General features: G+C 32.4%; 13 protein-coding genes and 1 other annotated feature. Of the genes, 4 read left to right on the top strand and 9 right to left on the bottom strand.

The window, feature by feature from the left end:
* Positions 1 to 58: 58 nt before the first annotated feature.
* From Q2T46_RS08825 to Q2T46_RS08840, 4 genes are all read right to left on the bottom strand, one after another.
* Positions 59 to 1,954, bottom strand: a complete 1,896-nt coding sequence (locus Q2T46_RS08825) for a DUF927 domain-containing protein (RefSeq protein ID WP_303263286.1) — start codon at positions 1,952 to 1,954, stop codon at positions 59 to 61.
* Positions 1,933 to 2,580: a CHC2 zinc finger domain-containing protein gene (locus Q2T46_RS08830; protein ID WP_303263285.1), complete on the bottom strand. Its 648-nt coding sequence runs from the start codon at positions 2,578 to 2,580 to the stop codon at positions 1,933 to 1,935. The genes Q2T46_RS08825 and Q2T46_RS08830 overlap by 22 nt, the downstream gene beginning before the upstream one ends.
* A gap of 35 nt (positions 2,581 to 2,615) precedes the next feature.
* Entirely contained in the window at positions 2,616 to 2,816 is a 201-nt protein-coding gene (locus tag Q2T46_RS08835) for a helix-turn-helix domain-containing protein (RefSeq protein ID WP_045413510.1), read from the bottom strand.
* A 107-nt stretch (positions 2,817 to 2,923) separates the two neighbouring features.
* The gene (locus tag Q2T46_RS08840; RefSeq protein ID WP_303263283.1) at positions 2,924 to 4,186 is read right to left on the bottom strand and encodes a hypothetical protein; all 1,263 of its coding nucleotides are present in this window, start codon (positions 4,184 to 4,186) and stop codon (positions 2,924 to 2,926) included.
* A 263-nt stretch (positions 4,187 to 4,449) separates the two neighbouring features.
* Here Q2T46_RS08840 and Q2T46_RS08845 point away from each other — a divergent pair, with 263 nt between their 5' ends.
* The 3 genes from Q2T46_RS08845 to Q2T46_RS08855 all read left to right on the top strand — a co-directional run bounded on the left by Q2T46_RS08845 (position 4,450) and on the right by Q2T46_RS08855 (position 6,689).
* Positions 4,450 to 5,253, top strand: a complete 804-nt coding sequence (locus Q2T46_RS08845) for an Rpn family recombination-promoting nuclease/putative transposase (RefSeq protein WP_303263282.1) — start codon at positions 4,450 to 4,452, stop codon at positions 5,251 to 5,253.
* 443 nt (positions 5,254 to 5,696) lie between these two features.
* Positions 5,697 to 5,906, top strand: coding sequence for a DUF2892 domain-containing protein (locus Q2T46_RS08850; protein WP_303263281.1), 210 nt, complete (start codon positions 5,697 to 5,699; stop codon positions 5,904 to 5,906).
* A gap of 111 nt (positions 5,907 to 6,017) precedes the next feature.
* Entirely contained in the window at positions 6,018 to 6,689 is a 672-nt protein-coding gene (locus Q2T46_RS08855; protein WP_303263280.1) for a hypothetical protein, read from the top strand.
* A 101-nt stretch (positions 6,690 to 6,790) separates the two neighbouring features.
* On the opposite strand, the gene Q2T46_RS08860 is transcribed toward Q2T46_RS08855, so the two are convergent.
* The 3 genes from Q2T46_RS08860 to ytaF form a co-directional block, all read right to left on the bottom strand.
* Positions 6,791 to 7,840 (bottom strand): DUF1646 family protein, encoded by a 1,050-nt coding sequence (locus tag Q2T46_RS08860; RefSeq protein ID WP_303263278.1) that lies wholly within the window; start codon positions 7,838 to 7,840, stop codon positions 6,791 to 6,793.
* A 71-nt stretch (positions 7,841 to 7,911) separates the two neighbouring features.
* Positions 7,912 to 7,967, bottom strand: a sequence feature (sodium ion sensor (DUF1646 type); this cis-regulatory element may regulate processes involved in with the transportation of sodium ions).
* A gap of 94 nt (positions 7,968 to 8,061) precedes the next feature.
* Entirely contained in the window at positions 8,062 to 9,732 is a 1,671-nt protein-coding gene (locus Q2T46_RS08865; protein WP_303263277.1) for a fibronectin type III domain-containing protein, read from the bottom strand.
* 262 nt (positions 9,733 to 9,994) lie between these two features.
* The gene (ytaF, locus tag Q2T46_RS08870) at positions 9,995 to 10,609 is read right to left on the bottom strand and encodes a sporulation membrane protein YtaF (RefSeq protein WP_303263276.1); all 615 of its coding nucleotides are present in this window, start codon (positions 10,607 to 10,609) and stop codon (positions 9,995 to 9,997) included.
* 175 nt (positions 10,610 to 10,784) lie between these two features.
* On the opposite strand from ytaF, the gene Q2T46_RS08875 reads away from it, so the two are divergent.
* Entirely contained in the window at positions 10,785 to 12,227 is a 1,443-nt protein-coding gene (locus Q2T46_RS08875; RefSeq protein ID WP_303263275.1) for a M1 family metallopeptidase, read from the top strand.
* Here Q2T46_RS08875 and Q2T46_RS08880 read toward each other — a convergent pair.
* Together Q2T46_RS08880 and Q2T46_RS08885 are read right to left on the bottom strand one after the other, a co-directional pair.
* Positions 12,224 to 13,204 (bottom strand): ATP-binding protein, encoded by a 981-nt coding sequence (locus Q2T46_RS08880; protein WP_303263274.1) that lies wholly within the window; start codon positions 13,202 to 13,204, stop codon positions 12,224 to 12,226. The two genes, Q2T46_RS08875 and Q2T46_RS08880, sit on opposite strands and share 4 nt — an antisense overlap.
* Entirely contained in the window at positions 13,197 to 14,168 is a 972-nt protein-coding gene (locus Q2T46_RS08885) for a DnaD domain protein (protein WP_303263273.1), read from the bottom strand. Before Q2T46_RS08885 ends, Q2T46_RS08880 begins: the two co-directional genes overlap by 8 nt.
* Positions 14,169 to 14,301: the final 133 nt, after the last annotated feature.

Here is a 14,301-nt window from a genome sequence, read left to right on the forward strand (position 1 = left end):
CTGGTCTTAATTATATAAGTCCAGTTATATGACCGGTTTATATAATTTCTGGACTTGATTAAAGCCGCTTTTTAACTGTATCTAGACCACTAAGTCCAGTAAGTCCAGTTATGGAATATACCTTATTTAGATAAATTTTTATGACTCTTTTTTGTTTTCCGTTTATATATTCTCTTACTGTATTTCTGCCTTCTTCGGTTATAAGCATTCCTCGCTGCTGCATTCTCTTCCATAAAGTTCTTTGTGTTACAGGCAGTGTAGTATTTTGTTTTTTAGCCATTTCAGAAATGGCCATGTAAGCAATATCGCCTTCTAATAAAAGGTAGTCTTTTGAGATCCAACCTATTAAAGTGCCTTTTTCCTTCCAAACACCTTTTTCATCTTTAACCCAGCCCCATTGTTCTGGATTTTCTGGCATTCCATTATCTTCAGCTTTGTTTACATGTGCCATTCCTGCTGTTATAGCTGCAATTAAAAGAGAATAAAATCTATCGATTAAGTCTTCTGATTTTAGAAATTGAGATTGCAGCTCACCAATTTTCAGTAATGCATTGAATCCATTTCCGTAGATGTCTTTTGCCTCATCTTCCGATAATACTCCTTTTTCTTTAGCAAATATGAGGAATACCTCTAAACCTACCAATAAATGCGAAATATTGTCTGGTGTTCTATCGTGGCATACAATATTGCTTTTGCGTATTGAGTCTCTTAATGCGTTTTTCTTTTTGGGCAATGTTTTTTTGTACAAGTCAATTCTTGTGCTTAACCACTTGATATAACCGCCCATGGCCTTTGCAAATACGCCATTTCTTGCATATTCTTGTAAGATGCTTAGTTTTTCAAGATCAATATCACCATGGTTAATCTCTATAACGACAAGCCTTGCAACTAGACTCTGCCCAGTTGGTACATCTTCACCGCTGGAAATTAATAATGTCTTTGATTTGTATGAAGGTCTTAAAGATATATCACTGTTCATTCGACCCTTACCTGAGCCATTACCTTGATTTCGGAAGATAAAATCTGCCTTTTTGTTTAATTTTTGTATATCTCCAATACTTCCATGCGGTGCAAAATCGTCTATAGTAAGTACTGCATCTTTTGCCAGGAATGATAGTTTTTCGAGGAAGTTTTCTGTGCTTTCCCAATTGGTAGGTAAATTCTTTCCGTTGAAATTACGACCATAATGTGACTGCGCTAAGGCAGTTATTTCACTTTTTTGACTACCAGTTGGGCCTGCTATAAACAAACTCATATCGATGTTTAACATTTCTCCTAATGGTGCTAAATATATTCCGGCTAAAAACGGGAAAGTTATTTCCGGCTTAGCTAAATTTAAAAATTCCAATGATTTCGAGATACAATCTTTTAATTCATCATCATCTTTCGGTAATTCAAGTCTATAATCTCTAAGACAGCTTTCTAATTCTACTTCTATGTTGTTTTCTTCTCCATATTGACTTATTGCACCACCATTGTATAGATAGATCCATTTATTGTTTATTTTTCTCCAGCCTAAATGCGTGTATATCGTTCTTCTTTTTACATTATCGCCACTTAAGACTTGTATTGCAGTTCTTAAGTGATCTTTTACGCTGCTTCCTGCGTATATTATGGCTCGATTTCCCCAGCTTGCAGTGACCCAGTTTAAACCTGCAAATTTATCTGATTGTACAATTACATCTTTTAATGGAATGCCATTTTTGGTTGTACCTTTAATTCTAAAGTATGTCTTTGTTTCTAAACCGTCGTCTTTAATGATTTCTTCAATAATGTGTGCTTCAAAATTACACAGTGGCATGTATACAACTCCATCTTTTGTTATCTTAACGTGGTAAATCATATTTTCGATTATTTCATATGGAGAATGATATTCTTGTTCACTTTCTTCATTGAATAAAGGCTCAGCATGTGCCTCTTTTATTGCTTTAATTATTTCATCTTTATTTTCCAATCTAACACCTCCTTTATCACATGTATTTTGTCTTCGATGTTGCCTTCAAGGAGTAAATCTATCCAGTACTGTATTAAGTCATGCATATGACATGCTTCAACAAATTCAGGTATATTTATGTCATCAGGTTTTTCAACAGCTTGCTTTATTTTTGTGTATAACTGATTAAGGTTACACAAGTAGTCATATACTTCATTGTATTTGCGAATATATTCTTTATATAGCTTGTCATCTTTTTGCGTTTTAAGAGCTTGCCTTTTAAATTTCTTTTTTTGCTTTTTACTGGGTAGATCTATGCCGAAATCCTGTGCAAGCTTTTCTAATGCCTCTGACGGTGTTAAGTTAAAATACCTTGCCACAAAGTCTATAACATCGCCATGGGTTTGGCACCCAAAGCAATGATAGACATCTTCATAGATTGCTAAGGAAGGATTCTTATCTGCATGAAATGGACATACTATGAAGTAATGTGATCCCTTTTTTACAGGCATAAAACCGTAAAGTTCTATAGCCTGTAATAGGGAAATATTAGATTTGACATATTCAAAATTATTGCTTATATTATAGCTGGTGTTCAATTTATTTTTTTTATTTGCCATAGATTTTTCTATGGTATTTTTGTCCATTGCAGATCCCTTCCTTAATTAACATAAAGGCTATTTTAACTCGATTTTTTCCAGCCGCCGTCGAAAGCTTTTCCGCCATTGTCAATCCATTCTAACAGTTTATCAGGATCAACTCTTAATTGTCTTCCTACATGAACTACAGGCAAAATGCCTTCTCTGGCTAAAGCATATACTCTGTCTTCTTTTAAATCTAATATTTCTGCTACTTCAGGAAGTCTTAATAATTTTTTATCCATAAAATAAACACCTCCTATGCTTATAATAAAACATAAAAGGTGTTTAAAAAACGCAAATTCTTAAAACATTTGCAATTTACGGGTAAACTCTATATGTTTTATAAAATTTACCGCTTTTTAGGTCTTCCTCCTTTACTTGCTGGTCTTGGTTTTAAACCTACTAAATCAGCAATTTCTTTAATTGCATTACTAACATTTTGCCTTGTAACATAATATTCTTTAGCTATTTTTTCTTTCGACCAACCTTGTATTTGGTATCTAACAAACCACTCAAAATGTTCATCTTCTTGCTTTTCTTTACCTTTGACAAAATTATTTTGTTTTAAAAATTCTTCTGTTCTTTTTTTATAAAGTTCCTTATAACGGCTAAATAAAGCATCAATTCTTTTGTTAAAATCTTCCCACGTTTCTAAGGTAGGATTCCAATATAAAATACTATGTTCATACCAAGGCATTAATTCAATTTCATCATCTGTGGACAATGTTTTTATGTCTGCTATTGAAAGTTTAGGAAATTTAGATACTTTTCTCTTCAATACTTTATTTTTTATATATTTTCTATCTAAATTTAATACCCAATTATTTCTATTGGAAGGATCTAAAATGCAAGATTTAATATAATCAGAGAAGAGTAGATCTTCAAACTCCTCAGCATTTTCGTAGTCTAAGTTATTTTCATAGGGATTATAAGGACAAAATGGTGTAAACACAAAAACAAAATAAGGACAGTGTTTATCTTTTTTTACATTTCGAATAAGATCGGAATCGACATCAAGAAAAAGTGATAAACTTATATAATTTTTATCTTTTCTTTTTTCTTTTATTTCGACCGGTGCATCTTCTATTTCAGGGATATCTATACGGCCTGCCATAGGTAAATAATAAATTAATTTATCAGTTTTTTTCTCATAAAAGAATCCATTTTCATAATATAAACTATCATTAAGCATATATTTTGCAGTTATTACTATTGCAATCAATGCCAATCCTTCGTAAAAACCATTTTCATTGTTTAAATTATATTTGTTTCTCCATGTTTCTAAAGCATATTCAAAGTTTTTAATTTTTTCTATATCTTGTTGCGTTGCTTTTTTCGAGTTTATACTACTTATATTTGTTTTGAAAGTTTTCCAAAAATCTACAAGTTTTGGGTACTCATATCTGTTAGTTGTTCTAAAATCATGAATTTCAGGAATAACTAAATCAAGTGTTTCACTATCTTTTTTGTAGATATCTAGTATTAATTGCAGATCATTTATTACTTCAGGTGCAAAGGTTTCAATAGCATATAAAAATTTTAATATCAAATTGTATTGATAAAAAGAATAATAGCTATTGGCTTTATTTGTTGTATACAGTGATTTTACCATTCTAATTCACCTCATTTTTACTTGTTTTTGGTATATAATCATATATATATGATACCATATAATGATATCTGATTTTTCCTAAACACAATATATAGACTTTTGTAAATGGATATATAAACTAAAAATATTTGTAAAATCAAATATGTATGAAATTTCAATTAGGAAAGAAAGATAAACAAGAATATGCAAATGAAAATGATCTGTATTTTTAATAGCCATATGATATAATAAAGGTAAGATGAAGAGAAATGGAAGGAAAAAGTATGAGCCAGAAATACGATATAACGATGAAAAATATTTTTTCTGATATGGTTGATGACATAATGAGTTATTTTTTAGGTCTCCAATACACAAAAATCGATGAACTAAATATAGAATTTGCAAGAGTAGAACGCAGAGACAGCGACATGATATTCAAATGTACAACAGACAAAGGAAATGTCGCTGTGCACATAGAATTTCAATCAGAAAATGACGGAAAAATGCCTTACAGGATGCTGCGATATTCACTTGAGATAATGGAAAAGCACAATCTCCTACCATATCAGATAGTCGTCTATATAGGCAAAGACAATGTGAAAATGGCAAATAGCTTAAACTACGACTTTGGAGAACAAAACACATTAGACTATAAATACAGAATAATAAATGTCGGTGACATAAAATATACTGATGTTGTAAATACAGATTATTATGATTTATATTCACTTCTTCCATTGATGGACCAAAATAGAAGGAAAGAAGAAGGGGAAAAATATCTGGAAAGATGTGTTGAGGCTATAAAGGGTATTCCATTAGATATAAACAAAAAGAAAGACATAGCGTTTAAGGCAGAGATATTGTCGGGTATAGTTTTTAAAAAAGAAGTTATTGAGAAAGTTTTTTTGGAGGTGGTAAAAATGTTTAGAATTGAAGAATCTGAGACGTATAAAATGATAATAGAAAAGGGCGCAAAAGAAGAAAAAATTGCAATTGCTAAAAAGTTGTTAAAAGAAGGTATGGATATTGACAGAATAGCAGAAATTACAGAGTTGTCAAAAGATGAGATAAAAAAATTGATGAATTAGGATAAATTGATTTTTGAAATAAATACATTTTTATGTATGCGAAATGTACGCGAACTAAAAAAATCTTAAGTTATTTTAAGCAATTTCAATTTTTTAACAAAGCACTTAAAAGCCTTATATATCAAGTCTCAGAGAAACTTTTGCTATTTTGAAAAATATAGGATAAGGTACCATTGGAGGGACTTGTAATCAGCAGGTTGAAGGTTCGATTCCTTTCGCCAGCTCCATATTTTAGAGGATTTCAGAGTATCGATAAAGAGTCGATACTTTTTTTGCGTTTGAAATTATTATAACATTTCTCTATTGTTTATTTATGCATGTCTTTATATATCCCATTTTTTGTAAAGAAGACAAAAATTTTATTTGTTTTTTCTAATATTTGGATTATAATTATAATTAGGATGATAAAAAATCATCTAAATTCAATTGAAGGAGGTGTTAGTGTGAAATCCAATATAGGCACAGTAGACAAAATCATAAGATACGTAATTGGAATAATTTTGTTATGCTTGTTGTTTTTCTTAAAAGGCAATGCCAGATATTGGGGACTTCTTGGACTAATACCTATTCTTACAGCTGCATTTGGCTACTGTCCTTTGTATAAAATTTTCGGGATTAGTACAGTTAAAAAAGATAATAAGTCTGAAAAGTAAAGCAATTAATTAAAATATTAAAAGAATGTTTTTTATATGAGAGTGAGTGTAAGTCCTCACCCTCTATTTTTTATAATAGATTATAATAATTCAAAAGCGAAAGGTGAGACAATGGATAAAATCTATTTGGAACAATATGAGTCTTTAGGTTATGCTCGTTATATATGTACATCATGTTATCATTGTACTAGTAAAATGGGTGTAAGCTACTGCAGCATAAAAATGCGGGGCTGTTGTTCATATTTTCCAAAGTTTGAACTAATAGATATACACAGGATGGTTAAATCGGCCGAAGGTTTGCAAGTATTAAAGAGGATAATCGATAATCCTGGAACAGTTGTATATAATTACTATATACATGCGAAAGGGTATTTTGACAAAGATGGGTATGAAGAGTATTTGAAAAATGCACCAGAAGAAGATGATATTAGAGATAAGACAATATTTTTTAGAGCTTGTCCGTTTGTTAAAAGTGGATATGGGTGTACTTTGCCGCCAGTTTATCGCAATTATGTCTGCAATTTTTTTATTTGCGATGAGGTAATAAATAATGTCGATGACGAAGAAGTTAAAAATCAGTATATCAGAGAGCGTTCAAGGTTTGTAAGATGGGCTGAGTGGGAAAATATGTCCCTTGAAAGCATTTTAGCTGAGCATCACCTAAATCTTCGTGACGATTTCGATGGAAGTATAAAACTTTTACAGGAAATACCGCTGGATATATTTGAATTTCCTCAATTAAAAGAGTTAAATGTTATAAACATTGGTGAAAAAGATGCTTAATGATAATATGATAAATTCAGCAAGTTTAAGGTATGCCCATAAATTTGCATACCTTAATATTTTATTAGTTAATGTGCATCCATATGTGCTTGTAATCTCAATTATATAAAAACTATAAAATAACATACTATTAAAGTTATCATGGAAAGAGGAATTCCTATTTTTGCCCATTCGCGGCTTTTTATTTCTAACTTGCCTGCTGATATTATATTAGGTATATTTCCGGGGATCAACATGCCACCGCTTATTAAAAGTCCCATGAGAATTGCACGGATATGCTCTGGATCCATTGCCGGACTTATTTCTGCTGCAGCCAATGTTGCATTATCTAAAACTGCTGAAATCATATTTATCCAGTATAAAATACGAACATCCATATGCATTATATAATTATCAACAAGAGGCTTAAATCCTGCGCTTAAAAGTTCTAAAGCCAGTAAGAAAATGAAGATTTTAATAGAGCGTATCAATATATAGCGAAAGCTTTCTATTTTTCTTATTTCTTTTTCTTCTTCAAAGTACTCTTCATCCTGTTTAATGCTTAAATCATTTGTTGATTTATTAACGTAAAAAGCTCCTAAAATCCCCATTACAATGATACTTGGAATAATGTAGATGCCAATTGTTCTTAAGAGGTAGAAAAAGTCTGCTTTTAAAGTTGAAATTACCAAAGTTGACAGTGGTTCTCCTATAGGTGTTAAAGCAGCTCCCAAACCGATTGAAAAGCACGCGATGACAGTTATAACTATTTTGTCTTTATGGCGTATTGGCAATGTGTGAACTATTTCAACTAGCACTAATGAAGCCACTATTGCAGTAATGATGCTAGATGTAAGTCCCAAAACAACGATTAGTACAAATACAAAAATTTTTAAGGATATGTGATTTAGCGCTGATTTTACTGCTTTCTTGATTTTGTCTTTAAAAAGCTCAAATAAAAGACCGCTTATGAAGACTGCAGCCGTTATAAGGTACAAAAGATGATTTTTTAATATATGTGATACAAGTTCCCATGACATTGTACCAGATACAGTAACTGCCAAAATTCCCATGACAAAAAGGAAGTACTCAATATTGTCTTCCACAAACTTTATAAAAAAAGGTACTGCCAATATTACTATTAATATTGCAAACAAGATAGCATTAACCATATTAATCACCTTTCTCTATTTTATAAGTACATTAAAAAAATAAAAAGGCAGAAAACTCATCACAAATGATGAGCTTCCCACCCTGGAAGCCAGAAATCTTGAAGCAAGCTATAAAACTTGCTCAACCGTAAAAATCAATTATTAAACTAATAAAAATTCTATCACAAAAATATTAATTAATCAACTTATAAGCGATAAAATTTGGATTTTCAGATCATAAGTTATTTTACAAACATAAGCATGTTTGTATTTGAATCGTATTTATAGTTAAAACCAAAAAGTGCTTTTAAGTCGTCTGCTGATATCCATGTTAAACCATTATCTGATACTACCGCATCTGGAATTGTCAAATTTTTACCGTTTAATTGCGCTGTAGTGCTATCTATAGCTATATTTGCTTGTGTTTTCCCATATGTTATATTGATTGTGCCGTTTGCATTCCAGTCTACATTGCTGCCTAAATATTGCATAAACGCTCTTGCAGGTACATACCATTTGCCATTTATTTGCTTTGGATTTGATGACATAAATGGCTGCTGAAGCATATTGCCATATATAGTTAGCATTGTTGCATTGTATTTTGTTGGAACGACAGTTACAGGTGAATCTGTTTCCGTTCCATCAGGGTTTTTTGTTATTGAATACGTGTCGATAGGTGTTCCGTCCTGTTTTACTGCTTTTATTGTAAGTGTATTTCCATTAATGGTAGCAACAATGTAGTTTGGCTGGTCTTGTGGGTCGTAGAAAAAGGCATCCCATACTTTCTGTGAGAGATCAGGATAGTACTTATTGCCGCTTCTTCCTGTCACAATATAAACAGTTCCATCTGCAGGGCTTTTTACATATTGGCCATTCTTGATTGGATATGTTCGTGAGTAACCGTGGTCATGTCCATTGAAGACTACATCTACATGGTATTTGTCAATTATAGGTTGGAATACTGCCTTTATCTGTTCATTTGATCGAGTTGCTTTATTGTAGTAAGGCGTTTTATGAAAGAAAACTATCTTCCATGTTTTATTGGTGCTGCTTAAATCTTTATCAAGCCATGCTTTTTGTGATTCTAGGATATCACCTGAAACACCTTCTTCTTCATCTTCTTGGCTGTCAAGCATCACTATATGAGCATTACCGTAATCAAAAGAGTAAACTTGTCCTTTTAAACCATCAGGACCGTTTTGCGGAACTGGAAATAGACTTACAAAATCTTTTGGTTTAGCTGAATTATAATTTGCTGACTGGTATGTCTCGTGGTTTCCTTCAACAGGCATCTCCGGTATTGTGTCTATTACACTTTTTGCAGCATCAAACCAGTTATTCCAATGGGCATACATTTGACCAATTTCTACCAAATCTCCCACGTTTATAAAAAATTTTGCATCTTTGTTTGCATTAAATGCGTTTTGAATTGTGGTCTTCCATGGACCATACTGCGGATCTGTTGCGATACCGCTTTGACTGTCACCGAATATTAAAAATTTAAATGAATTTGTATCTTTTGCTTCTGTTGTGAAACTGTATATGCTGCTAAAGTTGTTGCCATATCCGACTCTGTAGTAGTATTTAGTTCCTGGTTCTAAATCAGTCAAAGTTGCTGAGTGAATGTTCATATCGCCTAAATCTGATGAAAATTTTTGCACTGTCGCATCAATCGTCTTTGCGTCTTTTAATGATGGGTCTTTTCCATACTGAACTTGTCCTGAATTTACCGTCGTATCTGTCCTCCAAGTAATTGTCTGAGTTGTCGTAGGGTCTTGTGTCCATGTAAGCGTAATATGATCGGGTAGATTAGTTGCACCGGCGGTTTTTGAATCAGCGAAAATGGAAGTTGGTGATATGAAAATGCTGACTCCCAAAGCTAATGCAGTTAAGAATGATAAAAACTTCTTCATGATCCGACACCTCTCCTTTAATTTTATGTACAGATACATAATAATACTTTTTTGTTAAATTAACGTTATAGGCATGTAAAGAATGTTAAATGCATATTATGTAATTGTTAAAAATAATTATAAAAGGCATCCATGGGAAAGAATGCCTTTTTATCATTTAAGAAACTTTGAGTAAAAGAAATTTACCCTATTTGTAATATACTTTGCAATGAAGCAAAGTGAGGTTTAAAAAGAACCATAGATCGATAAGCAATCATCAAACTTAGATAATCTGTTTAAGACCTATAAGTATTAATATCAAGCCTGCTATAACTGTGGCTTTTCTATTGAAGTTCCACCTGTTTAAAAAGTCAGTTACATAGTTTCCAATCCACAAGGCTATAAAGCTAATCAACGCTGAAAAGAATCCAATGAAAAATGAGTTGAGCCCTATCATGCCGGCGCTGATACCGCCACCTATGTTGTTTATTGAGAGGGCGATTCCAAGCATTGTAGCCTCTTTAAAATCTATATCCTTTGAATTATCAATATCTGCTTTTTCGGGTCTTTTTAATATGATATATATATTTTTATTTCCATCCTTGTGAATCTCATCAGTTTCTGTATTATTTTTCTTGAAATATGGTTCAAGCATTATCCACAGACCGATTGAAGCAAGCAATACCATGCTTAATAATGAACTTAGTTGTTTACTAAATATCCCTGATATTAAGTTTCCAGATATAGCAGCAATGGATGAGATGAGAAAAGTTATCAATGATATCCATAAGTTTTTTATTGCTGTAATCTTTATTCCTCTTATGCTGTAAGCTATTCTGACACTTATATTGTCTACATTGTTTGCTAATGCTATAAATAGTGCATATAAGAAGTGCATGCTTTAGCCCCCTTTGATGTTTTGATTCATATTCAATATATGTTTTGCCCTTTGAATATGTGTTTTAGGATGTTTAAAAACAACACTTTCTATACATATTTGTTTTAAATTTTGTTCTAATATTTAATTATTTGTATTAATATATAGTGAACAAAAATATGGGGGAGCTGGTTTAATGAGAGGTAAAAAGTATATCTGGTCGGTGATCCTAGTTATTGTCATTGCTCTTTTAATTTACTTTGCACCGCTTAAAAGTAGCAATCTTACATCGTACAATATGGACATCAAATACATTGATGAAAATAAGACGATAATTGGGACGGAGACAGTGGACTTTATAAATACAGATGATGTGAAATTAAATAAGATATACCTTCATTTGTATCCTAATGCATTTAAAGATAAAGATAATGTTCCATTTACGAAAGAAGAGATAGGATTGGCGTATCCAAATGGATTTAAGCCTGGATATATTGAGATAAACAAGATAACATTTGATAAAGATGTACCGGCTACATACAGCATTGATAAAAAGACAGGTGAAATTTTAAAAATACTTCTTCCTAAGAAATTAGACAAAGGCGATAGGATTAAATTTACTATTGACTTTAAAGTACAGATTCCTCCATCTCAAGGCAGGTTTGGTTACGGCAAAAACACCGTTCAGGTGACAAATTTCTATCCAATATTATCAGTGTACGACCAAAATGGATGGAACAATGATCCATACTATACACTTGGAGACCCATTTTATAGCGATGTCTCAAATTACAGCGTAAGGCTTACAGTTCCAAATGATATAGTGGTGGCATCCACAGGTGTGATAAAGTCTGAGAAAAGCCACGGAAATGATTATGTTTTAACGATAGATGCACCTAATGTAAGAGATTTTGCGCTTGTGTTGAGTCCCAAGTTTAAAGTCGCTGAAGAATACGTTGACGGTATAAAAGTTAAATCATATTATTTTGATGAAGACGTAGGATTGAAAGCATTGAAATACGCATCAGATGCCATAAGATTTTATAACAGCTACATAGGCAAATACCCGTATAAGCAGTACAGTGTTGCTGAATCAGATTTTTACATGGGCGGCATGGAATACCCAAATTTAGTTTTTATTTCAAAAGATCTTTATTCAAAGGATAACCTGTTTAATCTGGAGTATGTTATAGCGCATGAAACTGCGCATCAGTGGTGGTATGGAGCTGTTGGAAACAATGAAGTAAAGGAAGCATGGCTTGACGAAGGCCTTACGGAATATACAACAATTATGTATATCGAAAGGTATTACGGAAAAGCGACAGCAGATGCGGTGTTTAAGTCAATCATTTCAGGAGAATTTTACAAGTTTTCAAAGGCAAATAAAGATGATGCTATGGTGAAGACATTAGGACAATTTAAAGACTGGAATGATTATACAAATATCGTCTACAACAAAGGTGCTATGGTATTTAGTGAACTAAGGGGGATTATTGGTGATGAGAAGTTTAAAGAAGTCCTAAATAAGTATTACAGCCAGTATAAATATAAAAATGCCACTACGCAGAACCTAATAGACGTAGTGGACAGTGTAACTGGAAAGGATACAGGAGGATTCTTTGCCGAATGGCTTGATTAATTTATAGTTTTTCTTTTAATCCTTATGTCTTCACCGTAAAAATTTAAAAGTTTGAAATTGCCAAGTATCCTTGAGCACAATCTTTCAGGATATATATTCATAACTTCAGAAAGCGGTAGATTAGTTGATATTATGAATTTTTTATTTGCTAAAAGCCTTGCATTTACAATGCTGAAGATCTCCTGGAGGCTGAAAGGAGTTATAGGTTCAGTCCCCAGGTCATCTATTATAAGTAAGTCACATTCTCTCAACAAATCTGTGTATTCAAAATATGAATCATTGTCAGAATTTAACTTATTAAGCCTTAAGCCTTCTATTAAATCAGGGGCTGTTCTGTATAAGACTACTTTGCCTCTGTCCAGTAGTTCTTTTGCTATACAGTTTGAGAGAAACGTCTTACCAAGTCCTGAGTCACCATAAAAAAACAAACTTTCCTTCTCATTATCAAAATTATCTATAAAATCTTTTGCAACATCGACTATACTTTTCATGTTTTCCCGCGGAGACATCTTACCTTTATAAGGTTTATCAGAGTATAGATAATAGTCAAAATTACTGAAATTTTCAATTTTTGTAATATCTTCTATGCTGGACTGCCTGTAGTATAAGTTTATAAGTTTTTGCTCAAAACATTTGCATCTTTTGTTATTGACATAGCCTGTATCTTTGCAGATATTACATTCAAATTTTTGTTCCATGTACGTTTCAGGATACCCATTTGACCTTAATAAATCGGCTTTTTTCTTTTTTAAAGTGTTGAGCCTACTTCTTAAGTTTTCTAAAAGATCCTTATGTTTTTGAGGCTTTAGAAATATGGATTTAGATATTTCTATGCCTATGTCTTTTATCTCTTCATCTATATTTGATATCTGGGGAATTTTTTTGTACACTTCTTGCCGCCTCATAAGGGCTTCTTTTAATGACTTGTCCCTCAGCATCTCATATTCCCTTAAAACCTCTTGAACCAAGTTATTCACCAAATTCACCTCTTGAATGAGCTAATAGTTTTTTCTCAAGTTCGTCTACATCGTAAGTTCTTTGTGAGTATCCATTAAAATAATTCTTGGGAACCTTATAGTTAGGAGCAGTTTTTTTAGTATAGGGCTTTTTCTTTACTTTATCAAAATCATTTATGGTTCTTATGCCGTCATTGTACCAGTTAATGAGTATTTGATTGATGTATGGAAAACTTGGCTCATTTATCTTTAAGACACATTCATTGCATGCTTTTAATATCACGTCAATGTCAAAACCCAGATCATCCATCCATCTGTCCATCATGGCTTTATGTGCTTCCATTACGTCGTCATCCTTAAGGCCCAGTGCCCGCAAGATTTTTTTGTACCTTATCCACTTTTCGCTTTCTGCTTTTAAATATGCTTCAACATCAAGAGCGGTTTTAAGGCCTGCATCATGCCATGCGATGGCTACCTTTTCCATGTACTTTAGAGATGTCTTATTTTTTGAGACACAGTAACTTATAAGCATAGTAAGTATTTCCAGAGAAAATCCGTATTCGTCAACCCAGCCAAGATAAGTGTTCATCTCTGTAGGAGAAAGTGGTCTACCTATCATCTTTTCAACCGTCTCAAACATCTGCCTGACTTCTGTATCATCAATACACAATGTGTGCTTATTATCGACTTTCTTAACCAGTGGAAGATATTCTATGTAATATTCATTGTCAGAATATCTAAGCCTGATTACACCAGACTTTTCCCAAAATTTCAGAGCTTTATCTATGTCGATTTCTGACATAAAAAGTTTTTCGGCCATTTCTTCTATAGAGAAGCTTTGGTTGTAATATGAGTACTTAAGTCCTAAAAGATATACTTTTACGTACTCGCCTGGTGCTTCCAACATGTAATGATTTATGAAGAAATTGCTAACGGGGGTGCTTCCCATATCATCAAAATCATTAGAAAAACTACATCTGCTCATGTACACCACCTCAAATTTAATTATAACACGATGTGTCATAACCATCAATTTAAAAGAATATAATATATATTACGACAAATTTATATATTTTTTAAGCTTAGCATGTATAAAATTTGTAAAAATACAGATAATA

Source organism: Thermoanaerobacterium sp. CMT5567-10 (genome assembly GCF_030534315.2).
Classification (GTDB): Bacteria; Bacillota; Thermoanaerobacteria; order Thermoanaerobacterales; family Thermoanaerobacteraceae; genus Thermoanaerobacterium.

Excerpts from the sequence above, each read along its gene's own strand:
- Q2T46_RS08835 (WP_045413510.1), bottom strand. The coding sequence starts at position 2,816 with ATGGATAAAAAATTATTAAGACTTCCTGAAGTAGCAGAAATATTAGAT.
- Q2T46_RS08855 (WP_303263280.1), top strand. The coding sequence starts at position 6,018 with ATGGATAAAATCTATTTGGAACAATATGAGTCTTTAGGTTATGCTCGT.
- Q2T46_RS08860 (WP_303263278.1), bottom strand. The coding sequence starts at position 7,840 with ATGGTTAATGCTATCTTGTTTGCAATATTAATAGTAATATTGGCAGTA.
- Q2T46_RS08865 (WP_303263277.1), bottom strand. The coding sequence starts at position 9,732 with ATGAAGAAGTTTTTATCATTCTTAACTGCATTAGCTTTGGGAGTCAGC.
- Q2T46_RS08840 (WP_303263283.1), bottom strand. The coding sequence starts at position 4,186 with ATGGTAAAATCACTGTATACAACAAATAAAGCCAATAGCTATTATTCT.
- Q2T46_RS08830 (WP_303263285.1), bottom strand. The coding sequence starts at position 2,580 with ATGGACAAAAATACCATAGAAAAATCTATGGCAAATAAAAAAAATAAA.
- ytaF (WP_303263276.1), bottom strand. The coding sequence starts at position 10,609 with ATGCACTTCTTATATGCACTATTTATAGCATTAGCAAACAATGTAGAC.
- Q2T46_RS08875 (WP_303263275.1), top strand. The coding sequence starts at position 10,785 with ATGAGAGGTAAAAAGTATATCTGGTCGGTGATCCTAGTTATTGTCATT.
- Q2T46_RS08845 (WP_303263282.1), top strand. The coding sequence starts at position 4,450 with ATGAGCCAGAAATACGATATAACGATGAAAAATATTTTTTCTGATATG.
- Q2T46_RS08885 (WP_303263273.1), bottom strand. The coding sequence starts at position 14,168 with ATGAGCAGATGTAGTTTTTCTAATGATTTTGATGATATGGGAAGCACC.